This window comes from Devosia submarina (assembly GCF_003056345.1).
In the GTDB taxonomy this organism is placed as follows: domain Bacteria; phylum Pseudomonadota; class Alphaproteobacteria; order Rhizobiales; family Devosiaceae; genus Devosia; species Devosia submarina.
Genome location: NZ_PYWB01000016.1, coordinates 34,394 through 52,522, shown reverse-complemented (window position 1 = coordinate 52,522; position 18,129 = coordinate 34,394). Strand labels below are relative to the sequence as shown.

15 protein-coding genes, 1 tRNA gene and 1 pseudogene are annotated in these 18,129 nt (G+C 60.8%); 6 read left to right on the top strand and 11 right to left on the bottom strand.

Annotated features, from left to right (window positions below):
* Nucleotides 1-382: 382 nt before the first annotated feature.
* The gene (locus DDE77_RS20115) at nucleotides 383-514 is read right to left on the bottom strand and encodes a hypothetical protein (RefSeq protein ID WP_281261316.1); all 132 of its coding nucleotides are present in this window, start codon (nucleotides 512-514) and stop codon (nucleotides 383-385) included.
* A gap of 107 nt (nucleotides 515-621) precedes the next feature.
* Here DDE77_RS20115 and DDE77_RS18470 point away from each other — a divergent pair, with 107 nt between their 5' ends.
* Together DDE77_RS18470 and DDE77_RS18465 are read left to right on the top strand one after the other, a co-directional pair.
* Nucleotides 622-1,473, top strand: a complete 852-nt coding sequence (locus DDE77_RS18470; protein WP_157959947.1) for an exosortase/archaeosortase family protein — start codon at nucleotides 622-624, stop codon at nucleotides 1,471-1,473.
* Nucleotides 1,474-1,510: 37 nt separating this feature from the next.
* The gene (locus DDE77_RS18465) at nucleotides 1,511-1,927 is read left to right on the top strand and encodes a hypothetical protein (protein ID WP_157959946.1); all 417 of its coding nucleotides are present in this window, start codon (nucleotides 1,511-1,513) and stop codon (nucleotides 1,925-1,927) included.
* A 152-nt stretch (nucleotides 1,928-2,079) separates the two neighbouring features.
* On the opposite strand, the gene DDE77_RS18460 is transcribed toward DDE77_RS18465, so the two are convergent.
* Nucleotides 2,080-2,304, bottom strand: coding sequence for a hypothetical protein (locus DDE77_RS18460; protein ID WP_108398953.1), 225 nt, complete (start codon nucleotides 2,302-2,304; stop codon nucleotides 2,080-2,082).
* A complete protein-coding gene (locus tag DDE77_RS18455; RefSeq protein WP_108398952.1) occupies nucleotides 2,291-2,647 on the bottom strand; it encodes an HNH endonuclease in 357 nt (118 codons plus the stop codon). Before DDE77_RS18455 ends, DDE77_RS18460 begins: the two co-directional genes overlap by 14 nt.
* An 804-nt stretch (nucleotides 2,648-3,451) precedes the next feature.
* On the opposite strand from DDE77_RS18455, the gene DDE77_RS18450 reads away from it, so the two are divergent.
* Complete coding sequence (locus DDE77_RS18450) at nucleotides 3,452-3,871, top strand: hypothetical protein (RefSeq protein ID WP_108398951.1); 420 nt, start codon at nucleotides 3,452-3,454, stop codon at nucleotides 3,869-3,871.
* Between the two features lie 2 nt (nucleotides 3,872-3,873).
* Nucleotides 3,874-4,242 carry a hypothetical protein gene (locus DDE77_RS18445; RefSeq protein ID WP_108398950.1) on the top strand — a complete coding sequence of 123 codons (369 nt, stop codon included), beginning with the start codon at nucleotides 3,874-3,876 and terminating at the stop codon, nucleotides 4,240-4,242.
* A gap of 593 nt (nucleotides 4,243-4,835) precedes the next feature.
* On the opposite strand, the gene DDE77_RS18435 is transcribed toward DDE77_RS18445, so the two are convergent.
* The 4 genes and pseudogenes from DDE77_RS18435 to DDE77_RS18415 form a co-directional block, all read right to left on the bottom strand.
* Nucleotides 4,836-5,138 (bottom strand): hypothetical protein, encoded by a 303-nt coding sequence (locus tag DDE77_RS18435; protein WP_108398948.1) that lies wholly within the window; start codon nucleotides 5,136-5,138, stop codon nucleotides 4,836-4,838.
* A 670-nt stretch (nucleotides 5,139-5,808) separates the two neighbouring features.
* Nucleotides 5,809-5,898: transfer RNA gene (locus tag DDE77_RS18425), tRNA-Ser, on the bottom strand.
* A 71-nt stretch (nucleotides 5,899-5,969) separates the two neighbouring features.
* Nucleotides 5,970-6,941, bottom strand: coding sequence for a quinone oxidoreductase family protein (locus tag DDE77_RS18420; protein WP_108398946.1), 972 nt, complete (start codon nucleotides 6,939-6,941; stop codon nucleotides 5,970-5,972).
* A gap of 146 nt (nucleotides 6,942-7,087) precedes the next feature.
* Nucleotides 7,088-7,810, bottom strand: a pseudogene (locus DDE77_RS18415) (TerC family protein); the annotation flags it as partial.
* 168 nt (nucleotides 7,811-7,978) lie between these two features.
* Here DDE77_RS18415 and DDE77_RS18410 point away from each other — a divergent pair.
* Entirely contained in the window at nucleotides 7,979-9,151 is a 1,173-nt protein-coding gene (locus tag DDE77_RS18410; protein WP_108398945.1) for an FAD-dependent monooxygenase, read from the top strand.
* Nucleotides 9,152-9,328: 177 nt separating this feature from the next.
* Here the strand turns inward: DDE77_RS18410 and DDE77_RS18405 are convergent, their stop codons facing one another.
* The 3 genes from DDE77_RS18405 to DDE77_RS18395 all read right to left on the bottom strand — a co-directional run bounded on the left by DDE77_RS18405 (nucleotide 9,329) and on the right by DDE77_RS18395 (nucleotide 13,927).
* Complete coding sequence (locus tag DDE77_RS18405) at nucleotides 9,329-10,021, bottom strand: invasion associated locus B family protein (RefSeq protein WP_157959945.1); 693 nt, start codon at nucleotides 10,019-10,021, stop codon at nucleotides 9,329-9,331.
* A gap of 145 nt (nucleotides 10,022-10,166) precedes the next feature.
* On the bottom strand, nucleotides 10,167-13,652 hold the full coding sequence (mfd, locus tag DDE77_RS18400) for a transcription-repair coupling factor (protein WP_108398943.1): 3,486 nt from the start codon (nucleotides 13,650-13,652) through the stop codon (nucleotides 10,167-10,169).
* Entirely contained in the window at nucleotides 13,649-13,927 is a 279-nt protein-coding gene (locus tag DDE77_RS18395) for an FAD assembly factor SdhE (protein WP_245895387.1), read from the bottom strand. Before DDE77_RS18395 ends, mfd begins: the two co-directional genes overlap by 4 nt.
* A gap of 82 nt (nucleotides 13,928-14,009) precedes the next feature.
* On the opposite strand from DDE77_RS18395, the gene recG reads away from it, so the two are divergent.
* On the top strand, nucleotides 14,010-16,172 hold the full coding sequence (gene recG / locus DDE77_RS18390; RefSeq protein WP_108398941.1) for an ATP-dependent DNA helicase RecG: 2,163 nt from the start codon (nucleotides 14,010-14,012) through the stop codon (nucleotides 16,170-16,172).
* 130 nt (nucleotides 16,173-16,302) lie between these two features.
* Here the strand turns inward: recG and glmS are convergent, their stop codons facing one another.
* Nucleotides 16,303-18,129 (bottom strand): glutamine--fructose-6-phosphate transaminase (isomerizing), encoded by a 1,827-nt coding sequence (gene glmS, locus DDE77_RS18385; RefSeq protein WP_108398940.1) that lies wholly within the window; start codon nucleotides 18,127-18,129, stop codon nucleotides 16,303-16,305.

Here is an 18,129-nt window from a genome sequence, read left to right as displayed (position 1 = left end):
GGATGGATCGAGGACTACTGTGAGGTTCACCCGCACTCCGGGCTCAAGTTCCGCTCACCACGAGAGTTCCTGCGCCTCAGTGCTTAAACCCAATCGCCGCCTGTCCGGTGAAACGGGGCGCACTCCAGCGATTGAGTGCGCAGTCTTTCTTCGAGGTGTTGATTTAGACGGATTGCTACTGCGAAACTGGCTGCCGGCAGTAGCTCCACGGTCTCCACCAGTTTGACACAGATCGTGCGATACACCGGCCCTCGTAAGTGATTGTCTTCGCTGAATGCTGTCCACAACTCGATACAGCTTAGACGGTAAATCAATTGGTCGGTTGTGCCATGAAGCCACTGGGCGCAGCGTGCCTCCACCTAGGAGGTCAATCATGAACAAGCTAAGTGTTCTCGGCGTGGCGTTCGCTCTTGCACTTGTCGCTGGCCCGGCGCTTGCCCAGGGACAAGGAAACGGCCACGGCAATAACAGCCAAAACGGCAATGGCAGAGGTCAGGGCAACGGCGGCCCGCAATTAGGGGCCCCCGGGCCTGTAGCAGGAATCGGCCTACCGCTTGTAGCGGTGGTCGGGGGGATTGCCTATGTTAGGTCCCGCAAGCGTCGTTCGGATCGGGCCGACGGGTGAGCAGTTTCCGGGCGTCCAGCGCTCTGCTCTTCGCGGAAAGCCGGGACACGAGTCGTCCCATCCTCTTCAGCAGCCTAATCGCCGTCGGTGCTAGCAATGCCCTATCAAGAAATGTGGGTGCCGCCGTCGCTGAGCAGGGCATTCTCTCGGCGACGCTGAACAGTTTCGGCGTGAGCGTCTTTGTTTGGCTCGCGCTCGGCGCGGGCCTATTGCTCCTTTGGCGCTCCCCCGCAGTCGGAACGAACCGGCTTGACTGGGCACTCGCCTCTGCTGCCGGCATCGCCATGCTCGTGCCGGTACCTGATCTGAGCTGGTTCGCCGTCAGCGCCTTGGTGCTGTGCCTCTTCACTGGGTCACCTCCAGGTAGCCCGATGCGGCGCGGTGCCACGATCCTTTTGGCGGTGACCATCCCGATGTTCTGGGCACGCGTTTTTATGAGCTTCTTCAACGAGGTTATTCTCGCAATCGATGCCACACTCGTTTCCCTGGCGGTTGGCACCGATCCGGACGGCAACATCGTCCCCTTTGCCGATGGATCAGGCTCCATGTGGATCGCTCCGGGCTGCTCCTCCTTCACCAATCTTTCGCTGGCCATCCTGGCCCTTGTGGGTGTGGTAAATGTCACCTCCGGCAGGTGGTCATCAGCAAAGCTTGGCCTGGGCGCGCTCGCCTGCGTGCTTGTCGTGGTAATCAACGTCACCCGCATCAGCCTGATCGGCTATTACCCTGAGCATTACGGGCTAATTCATGGAGAGGTGGGCGCCAGTATTGCCGGTTGGCTTACGACAATGGCCATTGCGGCTATCGGCTGGTTTGCGGCGCGGCGTGATGCCATTACGTTGGGCTAGGCTGGCACTCATCCTTCTGCTCGGGGCGAGCCTTAGCTTGAAGGCCTGGCATGGCGCCGCTGCTGATCAGCCGAATGAACGGCTGAGCACCAGTTCGCTGCTCAGAGCTCTCGGGGAGGATGGCTTTACCCTCACAGAACAAGGGTGGCTGGAAAGTCCCTTATGGGTCGCCAGCAAGGATGACTGCCGTATCGTGGTCACCACAGTGTCTCCGCTGGGCTGGCATCAATCATCTATGGTTGCCCATAAGGGACAACAGGCACTGGGCTATGTCTATGACGGCAGGGTCTACCAGGAACAGCCTGTTCTGCTGACCAAGCTCGGTTACTTCTGGCACAAACTTGCGAACTATTTTTATCCGGCCGCGCAGCCGCCTGTGTTTGCGGTAGTGACCTCCAGAGGTTGTGCTGCGCAATCGATCGATACAGCTACGCTTGCGCAGTATCTTTTGTGAAAGTCGCCCTCCCAATATTCCCATCTAAGCAGCCAAAAAAGAGCTTCGCTGTGCTTCACACGTTTTTTATAGGCGGGAAAAGATCTGTGCGTGGGGGAGCTGCGGGTGCAGAAGGAGAGGGCCTTGGGAAGTTTTGACCGCCCCTCTAAGGCTCAGCCGAGCAGTCCGCCCTTCCATGCCTTGCCTTCACCGTGGAAGAAGACTCGCGTGATTGAGTACATGTCGAGTAGGTCATCTATTCGCGGCAGTGCACCGCGCATGCAGTGACCAGGCTCAACTAGCCGCGCCTCATCAATGGCAACGAGGCGCCTGCCAAGTTCATCCTCCATTGCATCAGCGATCCATTGCTCAAGACTCTCGGGCTCAAGCTTGGCCATTGCGTTCTTCCCTCTGCGCCTCGCTGTCGTGCCATTCCTTCGACACCGCTTCGAGGTTGTTAATGTCCCAGAACAGCTGCTCATCGCCCTTGTGCGGCACCTTGTGGTGCACAACAGCGCTGTTCGGTGCCGGCGCCTTACCACTCAGCAGAACGCCTGTGTGCTGGCAGGTGTAGAGATCCCGCTCTAGCACTGCCTGCCTGAGCTTCTGCCACCTGGTCGATTGATGCCAACCGCGCACTGTTGCGTCTGGGCTGTACTTGGTGTCTCGGACTTCACGAGGTGTGGAGAGGCGCGGAGGAAGCTTGTTCAGTCTCGGCTTGAGGACGGTCAACTTAGGCAATTGTGCAGAACCTCAGCTTGACGCTGGACTCCCATCAACAGGAGGCTGATCATCTTGAAACAGCCAATAGACGGATGAACTCGGAGCGCTTGCGCCAACTGAGCATTCTGCCCAACGATCGGCTGAGGGTCATTCCAGGCCCTATGTCCCACCGGGAAAGTGGGGCTAATGGCTGTGACGCTGTCGGATGACTTCACGAACAGTCGGATGATCGGCTCGTTGCTAGCGCGAGAAGGTTTAGTGCCAGCAAGGGCACGAAAAACATACTCCGCTCCCCTTAATTGGGTAGTGCACTACCCGTTCGGAGACCGGCGCCATGCGCAAGTTCCTAACGGTACGCATCAACGTGAATGTCAACGTCGCGGCCTGCATGTATGTGCTTCTGCTCGTTGCCATTCTTGTAATCTGATGCATTGGCGTCACCCAGAAGGTGGCGCTCTTTCCGCGAAGAGAAACCCACAGGACTATCGCTGGGGGGTTAACTAAGCCTCTAGTCTGAAAATCGCATTGACTGCACAAACCGTGATTTGTGGATGATCATCAAGCAGGCTCAAAGTTGTCCACCTTGAGCCGCCTGCTATACCGGTACGGCACAGAAATTCGCTCGCTTTACCGAACCGGAATAAGCCAGGCTTCCGCTGCTTCTATGTCCACAGGAACTTCAAACCTGTGCGTTTAGGTTCGTCGCCCACAGCAGGTGCATGCTGCCAATTAGGTGATACACTCTTTGCAGTACCGCGGGACTTCGGCCCCCCAAAAAGGGGGACCCGCAGGTTCCGCAGTTCCGCAGCGACGCTCCTCATCATGGACGCCATAGGGCAGTTGCTGGGCAAGCTGGCCGACCTTTTCATTGATCAGGGCTTCAATGCCCTCTTCAGCGGCTTTGGCGGTGGTGGTGGGCTGTTTGCAGGGATCGGGAAGCTATTCGGCCTGCCATCCTTTGCCGGTGGAGGCTTCACTGGCACTGGAGCCCGGGCTGGAGGTTTGGATGGCCAGGGTGGGTTCCTTGCGATGATGCACCCGAATGAAACGTTGCTTGACCACTCAGCCAATCGGGCTAATGGCGGCAATACGGTCGTCATGAACCAGAACATTTCCCTTGCCGGTGCCATGTCGCTCAACGATGTTGGTGCCATTGCCAAGCAGTTCGCAGACAATTCCGTTAGGGAAGTCAGGAAGGCTCTGCCTGGCTGGAACTTGGACATGCAGCGAAGGATGGGGTGACGATGGAATTAGAAGGCACGACGCACGAGCTAATCCAGCAACTGGCCAATGTCATCTCTGCCCAGCAAAAGCAGATTGATGCGCAGGCATCGCGGATCAACTGGCTGACTGAACATGCTACTGCGCTTGAGACGGTGCTGCGTGCCGTGCCAAGTGCCATCAGACACGCTGCCGCAGGCAACGTCGAAGAGTGGGATCATCTGATTGAGATTGTTGCCCAGGGCCATCGACAGCAAGCAAGAGTAATGGAGCCTGAGATCGGAGCGAGCCTAGAGCGTATCGCTAACATTGTCGGAGGCCTCACTGACTACGAGAACACCCCAGACACGCCCCGCTTCAAGGTAGTGCCTTCTCATGATAGCGGCGAATAATGCCGCTCAAGATGCTGAAGCCTAGGATAGGCACGCTCCCCCCCGCTGATCCGTACGGCAGCGCCCATGGTACGCCCAGGCCGCAGCAATGATGAAGCCTATCGCAAGTGGTACAAGACCGCACGGTGGCAGAAGCTAAGATGGTCTGTGCTGGTCCGCGACCTCTTCACCTGTCAGATATGCGGCCGGCTGCGAGGCGGCACAAGCAAGCTGTTCTGCGATCACGTGGAAAGGCACAACGGAAAGGGGGCTGCTTTTTGGGCTGGCCCACTCCAGACGCTATGTGCCGATCCCTGCCACAACACGCATAAGCAGCGACTAGAGAACGGCAGCGCCAGTCACGCCATTGGCCTCGACGACTAGCCGACTGCCTAGGGGGCGGGCCAAGACCTTCAATTCAGGCCACTTCTCTAGACGGGCCGGGTTATCACGCGCAAATTTCTTCCTCTGCTATGATTTACGCAGGTGCGAACCGCCTATTCAAAGGCACTTAAGCCCTTGGCACCGCATGGTTTTCCAGCGTTTGATTTCGATAATCAGAGGTACGCAGTTCGCGCAAAGTACGCAGGTGCAAACCAGTGCGTACCGCCCTCCTAGGCAGCCTTAGTATTTTCGGGTTCGATTACACTGAGGCTGAAGTTTGCCTTGGGGCCGAAATACCGCTTGAAGGCTGCATCCATGTCAGCGCTTATCTGTATGCCCTCGGCTGCATCCTGACGCGAATGTTCAGCTATGCCCAAGATATCGAGCTGCTTCGATTTAAAGTTTGCAACAGCCACATCTTCATCGTCCGTGATGCTGGTGTGGGCTTTGCTGCCCTTGAACTTGGTATACTTCGCGAGGAGATGCTCGAGTTCGATCCGATCTCTGCTGTAGGCGGCAAATGCGGCGTCCATAGCGTCTACCTTGTCGGCATAAATCGTACAGCGGTGAACAAGATCCGAAGCACCTGCTGCAATGAATGGCAGAAATAGTGCCGGTTCATATCTCGGGCAGGATGGTGTTGGCCAGACGAAGCACGAACATACTCCCAGAGCGGCCGACCTTCTTCATCCTCCTGCGCTTCTTTTTCTGCCCGAGCGATCATGCTGCTCCACGACGCAGCGCGGTTGACTAGCTGCATGGTGGTAACCATTGCGCTGAGAGCGGCTGCATGTTCCTTCGCTACTCTGGCCTCGTGATCTCTTTGTAAGGTCTGTGCGGACGTCTGCCGTGCAACGAAATACGAGATAATACCCCCGAGAGCGGCACCTCCAAGGCCGGCTAGGAGGGTAGCTGTATTGGGAGAAGCAAGGACAGAGCCTAGGTCACTCCCCCATCTGATGATTGCCCCAGAAGATATGATTAGGCCTGCCACAAAGCCTAGTCCTACCAGCAAAATCACTTTCGGACTGCTCAATTTGGTCGCGGCCATATGTTCCCCCATGTGCCATGGATTCGCCGGGACTGTCGAGAATGCCCCGGAATTGCTGGGGATTTCTTGGCACAACGACAGTTAGGCTCTAGGTTAGGATAAATAAATTATCCGTTGCTAAGCTCTTGTTTTCGCTGTCAAAATCGATGCGGTGGCGGGTAGAGAGGGATTCGAACCCCCGGAACGCTTGCACGTTCGCCGGTTTTCAAGACCGGAGCAATCAACCACTCTGCCATCTACCCGTGGGATGTGCGTTTAGCCGGAGAGCGCCACGCTGTCCAGTGTGGATCGGGCGTGGCGCGTCTGGTCTGTGTCAGGGCAGCAGAACCACCGAGCCTGTGGTCTCTCGGCCCTCGAGCGCGCGGTGGGCGTCGGCGGCCTGGCTCAGGGGGAAGGTCTTGCCGATGTTCACCTTGATGCTGCCATTGGTGATGGCAGCGAACAATTCCTGGGCACCTTCCAGCAGGGCTTCGCGCGTGCTGAGGTAATGCAGCGTTGTGGGGCGGGTGACATAGAGCGAGCCCTTGCGTGAAAGGACGGTGATATCAGGGATGCTCACCACGCCCGAGGCATTGCCGAAGCTGGCCATCAGGCCGCGAGGGCGCAGGCAATCGAGCGAGCCTTCAAACGTTGCCTTGCCGACGCCGTCATAAACAACGTCCACACCCTTGCCACCGGTGATCTCCTTGACCCGGGCAGCGAAGTCTTCGGTGCGGTAGTTGATGACGTGATCGCAGCCTTGCGCACGGGCCAGCTCGAGCTTTTCGGCGCTGCCGGCTGTGGCAATCACTGTTGCGCCCAGCGCCTTGGCCCATTGCGTGGCGATCTGGCCGACACCGCCTGCGGCTGCATGCCACAAAATGGTTTCGCCCTTTGCGAGCGGCCAGGTCTTGCGCAGCAGGTAATAGGCGGTGAGACCCTTGAGCATAATGGCCGCTGCCGTCTGGTCATCAATGCCTTTGGGAATGGGCACCATGCGCTCGGCGGCAGCCAGCCGTTCGGTGGCATAGGCGCCGATCTGTCCCTGGTAGGCAACGCGATCGCCGATCTTGAAATCGGTTACGCCTTCACCAAGCGCGGTGATGACCCCTGCCCCTTCATTGCCCGCCACAAAGGGCGTCTGCATGGGGTAGAGTCCAGAGCGCTGATAGGTGTCGATGAAGTTGAGGCCAATAGCCGTCTGCCGCAGCTTGACTTGGCCCGGGCCGGGTTCGCCGACCGAGTGATCTTCGAAGCTGAGCTGTTCAGGGCCGCCGGTCTGGTGGACAATAATCGCTTTGGTCATGGGCGTGGCTTCCGTGGAGCGGATTTGGGCCGCGCCTGGGCGCGGGCGATCGGAGATGTCTTGGACCGGACGCGTGAGGACGCCGCTTCCTGGGCACTTACCGCACCTGTAGGGCCGGTGAAGGGCGCTATGGCCGGGCCCGCGCCACCTTTGCGGGCACGCTTGCGCTGCGAGGCAATGATGTTGACCGCTTCAACAAGCACCGAAAAGCCCATGGCCGCGTAAATATAGCCCTTGGGAATGTGGAAGCCCAGACCATCGGCCACCAGCGACACGCCGATCAGCAGAAGGAAAGCCAGAGCCAGCATCTTGGTGGTGGGGTGTTCGGAAACGAACTTGGCGACGGGGCCCGACGCGACGAACATCACGGCAACGGCGACGATGACGGCGGCGATCATCACTTCCACATCGTCGGCCATGCCAACTGCGGTGACGATGGAATCGATGGAGAAAACCATGTCGATGACGATGATCTGGCCGATCACGGCCGCGAACATGGCCGTCGCCTTGCTCGCAATCTCGCTTTCATGCGGCTCTTCGATGGCGGCATGCATTTCGTGGGTCGCCTTGTAGACCAGGAAGGCGCCACCCGCGATCAGGATCAGGTCCTTCCAGGAGAGGTCGAGCCCAAAGGCGGAGATAGCGGGCTGGGTCAGGCTGATGATCCAGCTAATCACCAGCAACAGCAAGATGCGGAAGATCAGCGCAAGCGCGAGGCCCAGCTTACGAGCGCGATCGGCCTGCTCCTTGGGCAGGCGCGACACCAGAACGGAGATAAAGACGATATTGTCTATGCCCAGCACGATCTCCATGACCGTCAGGGTTCCAAAAGCGATCCACGCATTGGGATCGGACAATAGTTCAAGCATGTGGCGCTCCGGTGCGAGTCTGTGGCTGAGATATCTAAGCCTTGCCGCGATCCGGGGAAAGCCTTGCTCGCTCTTTTCCGTCGCGGCGGCTTTCAGCGACATTTCGGGCGCTGGCAAAGGCTTGCGGCGGAATGGTAGAGTTGGGCAAAGCAATTGGCAGGAGTTTTCATGACCGATCCCCGGCAGACCACCCATGAGGCCGTCGTAGTTGGCGGGGGACTCGCCGGGACGGCCGCAGCCATCGCCCTTGCCCAGGCGGGCCTTCAAACCCTCCATCTTGCGCCCAAGGGGCCGCCCGACCGGCGGACGTCCGCGCTGATGATGCCCAGCGTGCGCTATCTCCAGCGAACCGGTCTGATCGAGGCGCCGGAGGCGCTTGGTCACAAGCTCAGCCAGATCCGCATCATTGATGCGACAGGGCGCCTGATCCGCGCGCCCGAGACCTTGTTCGACGCGGGTGAAGCCGGGCTTGAAGCCTTTGGGTGGAATTTTGCCAATGCACCCTTGCTGGAGCGCATGAATGACGTTGCCAGCACCCTGCCCCAGCTGGAAACCCGTCCGCTGGCGGTCAGCCGGATTGAAGCGGGCGAGGGCCAGCATTTGCTCCACCTCGCGGACGGCACGCAGGCGAGTGCGCCGCTCTTGATCGGTGCCGATGGCAAGAAGTCGCTGGTGCGCGGCTCGGCCGGCTTCAAGACGCGTGAACGCCCATTCGAGCAATCCGCGCTGGTCTGCGATCTCAAACTTGGACGGCCCCTAGGCCATGCATCGGTTGAATTCCACTATCCCAATGGCCCGTTTACCCTGGTGCCCGCCGGGGGAACACGCGCCAATCTGGTGTGGATCGATCGGGGGGAAACATTGCAGGTGGCTCGCGACGGCGGTGAAGAGGCGCTTGGGGCGGCCTTGCTCGAGCGATCGCAGCGGCTGTTTGGTGGGATAAAAATCGCCTCGCCGAGCTTTATCTTTCCCCTCAGCACGCTTTCGGTCGATCGGGCCGGCGCCAATGGTGTGGTTCTGGTCGGCGAAGCAGCCCATGCCTTCCCGCCGATCGGGGCGCAGGGATTGAACCTGGGCCTGCGCGATGTCGCCGAACTTGCCGATGCACTTGCGGCGGGCAATCGCACCCAAGCGGATTGGGCGGAGCGCATCAGCGCGGACTATGCCCGGCGGCGCGCCGCAGACCTGGCCCGCACCGGGAGCATGGTGGACACCCTGTTCCGTTCGCTGCTGGCCGAGATGGTTCCTGTTCAGGCCCTGCGCGCTGGGGGTCTATGGGCACTCAAGCTGTTGCCGGGTTTGCGGCGGCAGGCCTTCGCGCTTGGCATGGGGGACCGGTAGCCACCGAATCCCCAGTGAACCTCATGGTGAGCCTGTCGAACCACGAGGTCGCGCCACCCAGGCCTCCACGCGCCTTCCCCCATGGTTCGACAAGCTCTCCACAAGGTCCCAAGAACTCAGCGCAAAAAGAACGGGGCGCGGTTTCCCGCGCCCCGTTCCCAATACTTTTGCTGTTGCTTACTCGGCAGCTGGCGCAGTCTCGCCTTCAGCCGGTGCCTCACCGCCATCGAGCTGGCGGCGCAGTTGTTCGGCGCGGTCCTGCAGGACCTGCTCAAGGGCATTCTCGCCCGAGGTTTCCTTGCGGAATTCGTCAAAGCTGAGCGAAGCCTCGCCGTCATAGGCGGCGGTGAAGCCAGCCAAGGTGATCTCGATGGTCAGATCTTCGTTCTGGCGATTCTTGGCGGTAAGCTTGAGCTTGCTGCCCTTTTTGAGCGAGTCGACATATTGCTCGTTGATCACCAACTGGGTGGCGCACGAGGTCGGGTCGCACAGCATGTAGGGCACGCGGACTGGCTTGGCGCCGTCGATCTGCCAGGTTAGCCCGAAGGGCAGCAGCACGCCGAGCGGAACGGCAGCAACGGCCAGCAGGCGTGATTCCTGACCGGGATCGTCGCGCAGAAGGAACGAGCCGAGGAATTGGCCGTTTGCCAGAACCACCTGGCGCATGATGCAGGCCTTCTTGCCGTCCGGGAGCGGGTCGCACACCTTGAGCCAATTCTGCTGTGGTGCCGCGGTACCAGCGGCAGGCGCAGCAGCTTCTGCAGCAGCCGGCCCTTCTGGCGCTGCAGTTTCTTGTGCATAGGCCGACAGCGGGGACAGCATGAGCGCAGCCACCGCTAGACCGGCGACGAGGGGTTTCCTGAAGTTCATAGAATATCCTTGGCTTCTTTGGCGGTCCCGGTGGCCATCGCCACCTAAGAGTACTGAACTGCCCTTCAAGTGCTGAAATCGGGCAATAACATGACCGATGAACCTTGCCAAAGCATTATGGCAGATAGGGTAAGCGCAGCCGCGTTCAGGCCGCATTTTCTGCCAGTTTTGCTAGGCGCGACAGGATTGCGGCGGTGCCCTTGAGACGATCTTCTGCCTTGGGCCAGTTGCGCGCGAACACGAGTTTCTGATCGGGCTTGATGCGCACCTGGTTGGAGATGTCGCTCACCATGCGAACAAGCGCTCCCGGATTTGGGAACTCGTTGTTGCGCAGGGTGAGTACCGCGCCCTTGGGGCCGGCATCGACCTTTTCGACATTGGCCTGACGACACAGCGCCTTGACAAGGATGACCTTGAGCAGGGCTTCAACTTCCTCCGGCAAAGGCCCGAAGCGGTCGATCAGTTCGGCGCCGGCCGCGTCGATGTCCCTGATATCGGTGAGATCGCCCAGGCGGCGGTAAAGCTGCATGCGCAGCTGCAAATCGGGCACATAGTGCTCAGGGATCATCACCGGCATGCCCAACGATATCTGCGGGCTCCACTCGTTTTTGTCCTCGTAGTCCTCATCGCCATTCTTGAGGTTGGCAACAGCCTCCTCAAGCATGGACTGGTAGAGCTCATAGCCGACTTCACGAATATGGCCCGACTGCTCGTCGCCAAGAAGATTGCCCGCGCCACGGATATCGAGGTCGTGGCTTGCAAGCTGGAAGCCCGCTCCGAGCGACTCGAGCGACTGAAGCACACCGAGACGCCGTTCGGCCGTGTCGGTCAGCTTCTTGTCGGCAGGCACGGTAAAGAGCGCATAGGCGCGCGCCTTGGCCCGGCCAATACGACCACGGATTTGATAGAGCTGAGCAAGACCGAAATTGTCGGCGCGATGCACGATCAGCGTATTGGCGTTCGGAATATCGAGCCCTGATTCCACGATCGTGGTAGCCACCAGCACGTCGAACTTGCCGTCATAGAAGGCGTTCATGATGTCGTCGAGCTCGCCCGGGGCCATCTGCCCATTGGCAACCACATAGGAAACCTCAGGCACCTGCACCCGCAGGAACTCGGCAATGTCGGCCTGGTCCTTGATGCGCGGCACGACATAGAAGCTCTGCCCGCCGCGATATTTTTCGCGCAGCAGCGCCTCGCGGATCGACAGCGGATCGAAGGGCGAGATGAATGTGCGGATTGCCAGGCGATCGACTGGCGGCGTCGCCAGCAGCGAGAGGTCCCGCACGCCCGTCAGCGCCAGCTGCAGCGTGCGCGGGATCGGCGTTGCGGTCAGCGTCAGCACATGCACATTGGCCTTGAGCTCCTTGAGGCGCTCCTTGTGACCCACGCCGAAGTGCTGTTCCTCATCGATGATGAGCAGGCCCAGATCCTTGAACTTGATGGTCTTGCTCAGGAGGGCATGCGTGCCAACAACGACGTCCACCTGCCCGTCTGCGAGACCTTCCTTTGTCACCTTAAGCTCGGCCGCCGGCACCATGCGCGAGGCCTGCCGCACGCGGACGGGAAGCCCCGCAAAACGTTCTGCGAATGTCTTGAAGTGCTGCCGCGATAGAAGCGTCGTCGGCACCACCACCGCCACCTGCTTGCCGCTGAGCGCCACGGCAAAGGCCGCGCGCAGCGCGACTTCCGTCTTGCCAAAGCCCACGTCGCCGCACACCAGCCGGTCCATGACGCGCCCGGAGGTCACATCGTCGAACACGGCCTCGATGGCCGCCAGCTGGTCCTCGGTTTCCTCATAGGGGAAGCGCGCGGCAAACTCGTCATAGGCACCGGGATTGATCTCGACCACATCGGCCTTGGTCAAAAGGCGCGCCGCAGCGATCTTGATCAACTGCTCCGCCATCTCGCGGATGCGTTTCTTGAGGCGTCCCTTTTTGGCCTGCCACGCGACGCCGCCCAGCTTGTCGAGCGTCGTATTGCCCTCGTCCGAGCCATAGCGCGTTAGCAGTTCGATGTTTTCGACCGGCAGATAGAGCTTGGTGTCGCCACCATATTCGAGCTCCACGCATTCATGCGGCGCCCCGCCGGCCTCGATGACCTTGAGCCCGAGGAAACGCCCGATGCCGTGATCCACATGAACCACCAGATCACCCGCCGCAAGGCTTGCCGCCTCGGTCAGGGCATCGCTCGCCTTCTTCTTGCGCTGCGGCCGCAGGATACGCTCGCCCAGAATGTCCTGTTCGCTGAGGACCACCAGGTCCTTGGTCTCGAACCCGGTTTCGAGCGGCAGCACGACCAGCGAAGTTGTCGCGGCGCTCGTCGTCTCTGCATCGCGCCAGTTCTCGGCAAGGCGCGGATTGGTCAGCCCATGATCCTTGAGCACCTGAACCATGCGGTCGCGCGTGCCCGTGCTCCAGCACGCCACAATCGCCCGCCGTCCGCGCCTGCGTTCTTCAAGCAAACGGTCAACAACCGCCTGGAATAAATTGGTATCCTGCGCCAATCGCTCGGCGGCAAAGCTCGGCGCTATCGAACCTCCGGCATCATCGGCAGCCTTCGTACCCGGCGCCAGGAACTGGCTGAGCTGCACCACGGAGGCACCCGCCAGCGCATAGGGATGCTCGTCCACGGCATAGAGCAGCTCGGGCTTGATCGGCTTATAGGGCGCCCCTGCGCCCGCCACCACCGGCGCCAGCCGTGCCGCTTCGCGCGCCTCGTAATAATCCCGGATTTGCGTCACGCGATCGGCGTATGCCTCGCTCGCCTGCTCGTCGAACACGAAAGGCGCATCACCGACATAAGCGGCCAATGTGTCCAGATGTTCATAAAAGAACGGCAGCCAATGCTCGGTGCCTGAATAGCGCGAGCCACCGCTCACCGAGGCATAAAGCGTATCATCGACCGTGTTGCCACCAAAGGCGGCCGTATAGTTCTGCCGGAAGCGGCGGATCGTTTCCTCGGTGAGCACCACTTCGCTCATGGGTGTCAGATCCACCCGCTTGAGCTGGCCTGTCGTGCGCTGCGTATCAGGATCAAATGTGCGGATCGATTCGAGCTGGCTGCCAAAGAAGTCGAACCGCAGCGGCGCTTCGGCGCTCGCCGGAAACAAATCCACCAAACCGCCGCGCACGGCATATTCGCCACTTTCGCGCACCGTCGGCACACGCAGATAACCATTGTTCGCCGCCCAGGCGATAAGCTTCTCGCTATCCACGATCCGGCCAGTAACAGCCGAAAACGACATGGTCTCCACCACATCGCGCGGCGGCAATCGCTGGATCAGCGCGTTCACCGCCGTCAGCACCACCGCGCTCTTGGCCCCGCTCGTCAGCGCCGCCAGCGTGTTCATGCGCGCGGCAATCGTCACATTGTTGGGCGAAACCCGGTCATAGGGGAGACAATCCCAGGCCGGCAGTTGTAGGATTGTATGCCCCGGCAACATGGCGGTGAGGATCTCGGCCATGCGCTGCAGCCGACGACCATCGCGCGCCACGAACACGATGCTGGCTGCATCCTCAGGCGCCGCCTCGACCCGCTGCTGGACCAGCTTGGCCAGCACCATGGGCTGCATGCCATCGGGCACATTAGCGATGGTGCGCGTCGGGCGCTGGGCTATTATCTCGTTCATTTTTCCACCCGCGCCTGATGATCGGCAATGACTTCGGCCAGAAACGCCTTGTCGATGTGGTCCGGCGGCGTTTCCTGCCCCATCACCCATTTGAGCAGCGGCGGATCTTCCTCGCTCATCAAGGCTTCCAGCCGGTCGAGCGCGGCATCATCCATGTTTTCGGTGTGCGCGTCGGCATAGGGCCCCAGCACAAGATCCATCTCGCGCGTCCCCCGGTGCCAGGCCCGGTAACGCAGCTTCTTGCGGCGCATGGAAATGTCTTCACCGGCAGTCATTTGACACACCATGATCCCGTTTGTTCTTGATTTGGACGCCCTGTTTACGCGTATAAAACCGGCTTGTCAGCCCTTCCGGAGCATGTTGGCCGCAAGCGGCAGGCCATGCGAGTTTGGCTTGAAGGAGAATCGCTTGGTGTCCCGCCCGGAATCGCTCTCGCAACTGTTTCGTTCCCTCCACTCCATCAAGGGCGTGGGCGACAAGCTTGCCGCCCTGCTCGCGCGCTTCTTCGGCGCCCCCGAGGGACAAGAAGCGATTGCGCTCGATATTCTGATGCACATGCCATCGGGCGTGGTCGACAGGCGTCGGCAGGTCGGCATTGCCGAAGCCTACCTCAACCAGATCGTCACCCTGCGCCTCCACATCGACCGGCACCAGCCCCCGCCCAAGGGCAAGCCGCATATCCCCCACCGCGTTTTCGCTCATGACGAAACGGGCGACGTGCAGCTTGTCTTTTTCCGAGCCCAGGGCGGCTGGGTTGAGCGGGCGCTGCCGGAAGGCGAGGAGCGTTTCGTTTCCGGCCAGATCGGTTTCTTCAATGGCGAAAAGCAGATCACGCACCCGGACTACATCGTTGAGCCCGACAAGTTCGAAACCCTACCCCTGGTTGAACCGGTGTATCCGCTCACCAACGGACTAAGCTCCAAGGCCCTCTCCAAGCTGGTCCGCCAAGTGGTCGAAACCATCCCGCCCCTGCCGGAATGGGCCGGCGAGCACATTCTGCAGGAACGCAAATGGCCGACCTTTGCCCATGCCATGAAGTCCGTCCACCTGCCCGCCTCCCCAGAGGAGGCGGAGCTCTGGGCCCCTGCCCGTATGCGCCTAGCTTATGACGAATATTTCGCCGGCCAGCTCACCCTCCAGCTGATCCGCTCAACGATGGTCGCCGATCGCGGCATCGCCCGCACCTTCACTGGCGAAATTACCGAACGCGTCCGGCAGGCCCTGCCGTTCTCCCTGACCGAAGGGCAGCAAAAGGCCGTCGATGAAATCCGTGCCGACCTCCAATCCCCCAATCGCATGTCGCGCCTTCTCCAAGGCGATGTCGGCGCCGGCAAAACCGTGGTTGCGCTCATGGCCATGGCCGCCATGGCCGAAAGCGGTGCGCAATCCTCCCTGATGGCGCCGACAGAAATCCTGGCCGCCCAGCACTTCAAGACCCTCAAGCCGCTCTGCGACCTGGTCGGCCTTGGCTGCGAGCTCCTCACCGGCAAGATGGGCGCCGCCGAACGCCGAACCAAGCTCGCCGGCATCGCCAGCGGCCAAACCACCATTGTCGTTGGCACTCACGCCCTGTTCCAGTCCGGTGTCGAGTTCCACAATCTTGGCCTTACGGTCGTTGACGAGCAGCACCGCTTCGGCGTCCACCAGCGGCTCGCGCTCTCCGACAAGGGCAAGCACACCGACCTTCTGGTGATGACCGCCACCCCAATTCCCCGCACGCTGGTTCTCACCCATTTCGGTGACATGGAAGTTAGCATCCTCAGGGAAAAGCCGCGCGGCCGACAGCCAATCGACACGGCCGTACTCTCTATCGGTGACTATGACCGTGTCATCGCGCGCCTGCGCGCCCGCCTCGCGGAAGGCGCCCAGGCGTTCTGGGTTTGCCCGCTGGTTGAGGAAAGCGAGCACCTAGACGTCGTCGCGGCCGAAGATCGCTTTGCCGAACTGCAAAAAGTCTTCGGCGACCAGGTCGCCCTGGTCCATGGCCGCATGAGCGCTGCCGCCAAGCAGGAGGTCATGCAGCGCTTCTCCGCCAACGAGCTCAAGCTCCTCGTTGCCACCACCGTCATTGAAGTGGGCGTCGACGTGCCCAATGCCTCGATCATGATTATCGAACACGCCGAGCGCTTCGGCCTAGCCCAGCTCCACCAGCTCCGCGGCCGCGTCGGCCGCGGCACCCAACGCTCCGCCTGCCTGCTGCTTTACAAGGACCCCTTGAGCGAAACCGCCCGCGCCCGGCTCGACACCATCAAATCCACCGAAGACGGCTTCGAAATCGCCGAACGCGACCTCGAACTGCGCGGCCAGGGCGACGTCCTCGGCACCCGCCAATCCGGCATGCCCGGCTACCGCCTCGCCGTGCCAGACGTCCACCGCCACCTCCTCGACTTCGCCCATGACGACGCAAAGGATTTGCTGAGCCGTAACCCCGGCCTCAGCGGCCCTGAAGGCGAAGCGGCACGAACCTGCCTCTATTTGTTCCGGAAGGATTTGGCGATCCCGCTGATCCGGGCGGGTTGAGCAGATGTCTTTTCTCACCCACCGCGCCGCCCTCGGACTTGATCCGAGGGCCACTGTCAACGCGGCACGCGCGGCTAATGGTCCTCGGATCAAGTCCGAGGACGGCCCGTGCTTGCGATGAGCAGGCGCCCTACTCCACCGTTACCGACTTAGCCAAATTCCTCGGCTGATCCACGTCCGTACCCATGAACACAGCCGTGTGATATGCCAGCAGCTGCACCGGAATCGTTGCCAGGATCGGCGCCACAAAGCTCGACACCTGTGGAATGACGATCACATCAGCCACGCCGTGCCCCACCGTTCCGGCTCCTTGCGCATCAGTGATCAGGATGATCTTGCCGCCACGCGCCGCGACCTCTTGCATGTTGCTCAGCGTCTTGTCGACCAGCTCGTCCGATGGCGCCACAACGATCACCGGCATATCCTCGTCCACCAAGGCGATGGGCCCGTGCTTGAGTTCACCCGCTGCATAACCTTCAGCATGTATATAGCTGATTTCTTTCAGCTTCAATGCGCCTTCCATGGCGATCGGGAACATCGGGCCACGACCCAGATAGAGCACGTCCTTGGCCTTGCTCAGACGCTTGGCAATGTCCATGATCTGCGTTTCGGTGTTGAGCGCCTGCGACACGGCCGTGGGCAGATGCACCAGCGAGCGCACGAACTCCGCCTCCTGCTCCGCCGTCAACACGCCCCGCGCGCGCCCGGCAGCAATGGCGAGACTTGCCAAAGCCGTCAGTTGCGCCGTCAGCGCCTTGGTGGATGCCACGCCGATCTCGGGACCGCACAGGATCGGGAACACCACGCTCGATTCCCGCGCAATGGTGGATTCCAGCGTATTGACCAGCGAGGCCACATGTTGGCCCTGCCCCGCGCAATAGCGCAGCGCCGCCAGCGTGTCGGCCGTTTCGCCGGATTGGGAGATGAAAAGCGACAGGCCGCCTTTTTCCAGCGGGGGCTCGCGATAGCGGAATTCGGATGCCACATCGATATCAACCGGTAGTCGCGCATAGCGCTCGAACCAGTACTTGGCGACCGCTCCAGCAAGATAGGCCGTGCCGCAGGCGCTGATCGTCAGGCGCGTCAGATCGGCAAAGTCGAAGGGCAATGTTTCGCGGATCGCGACCTTTTCGGCGCCCATATCCACATAGTGGCTCAACGTATGCGAGATCGTCTCGGGCTGCTCGTAGATTTCCTTGGCCATGAAGTGGCGGTGATTGCCCTTGTCGACCAGCAAGGCCGAGGCTTGCGACAGCTGCTGCTCACGCTGCACAATGGCATCCTTGCCATCTCGGATGGTGACGCCTGCCGGTGTAATCACCGCCCAGTCGCCATCTTCGAGGTAAGTCAGCCGTGAGGTAAACGGCGCCAGCGCCATGGCGTCCGACCCTAGATACATTTCCGTGGTGCCATAGCCGATCGCCAGCGGCGCACCATGGCGCGCTGCAATCAGCAGCCCATCCTCGCCCTTGAACAGGAAGGCCAGCGCGAAGGCGCCCTTGAGCTTTTTCAGCGTCCGAGCAACAGCGAGTTCAGGGTCCGCCCCGTTGGCCAATTCGCGTGACACCCAAAGCGCCACCGACTCCGTATCGGTCTGCGTCTTGGGCAGATAGCCATCTTTGGCGAGGTCCGCCAGCAGTTCCCGAAAGTTCTCGATAATGCCGTTGTGAACGACGGCAACGCGCTCGGTCGCATGAGGATGCGCGTTCTGCTCGGTCGGTGCCCCGTGGGTTGCCCAGCGCGTGTGGCCGATGCCGATCTGGCCACTCAGCGGCTCGAAGCTCAGCTTCTGCGCCAGATTGCCGAGCTTGCCCTCGGCGCGGCGGCGCGCAATGTCGCCACCTTCGAGCGTTGCGACGCCCGCGCTGTCATAGCCGCGATATTCCAGGCGCTTGAGCGCATCCACCAACCGGGTAGCGACTGGCGCACTACCGACAATTCCAACAATGCCGCACAT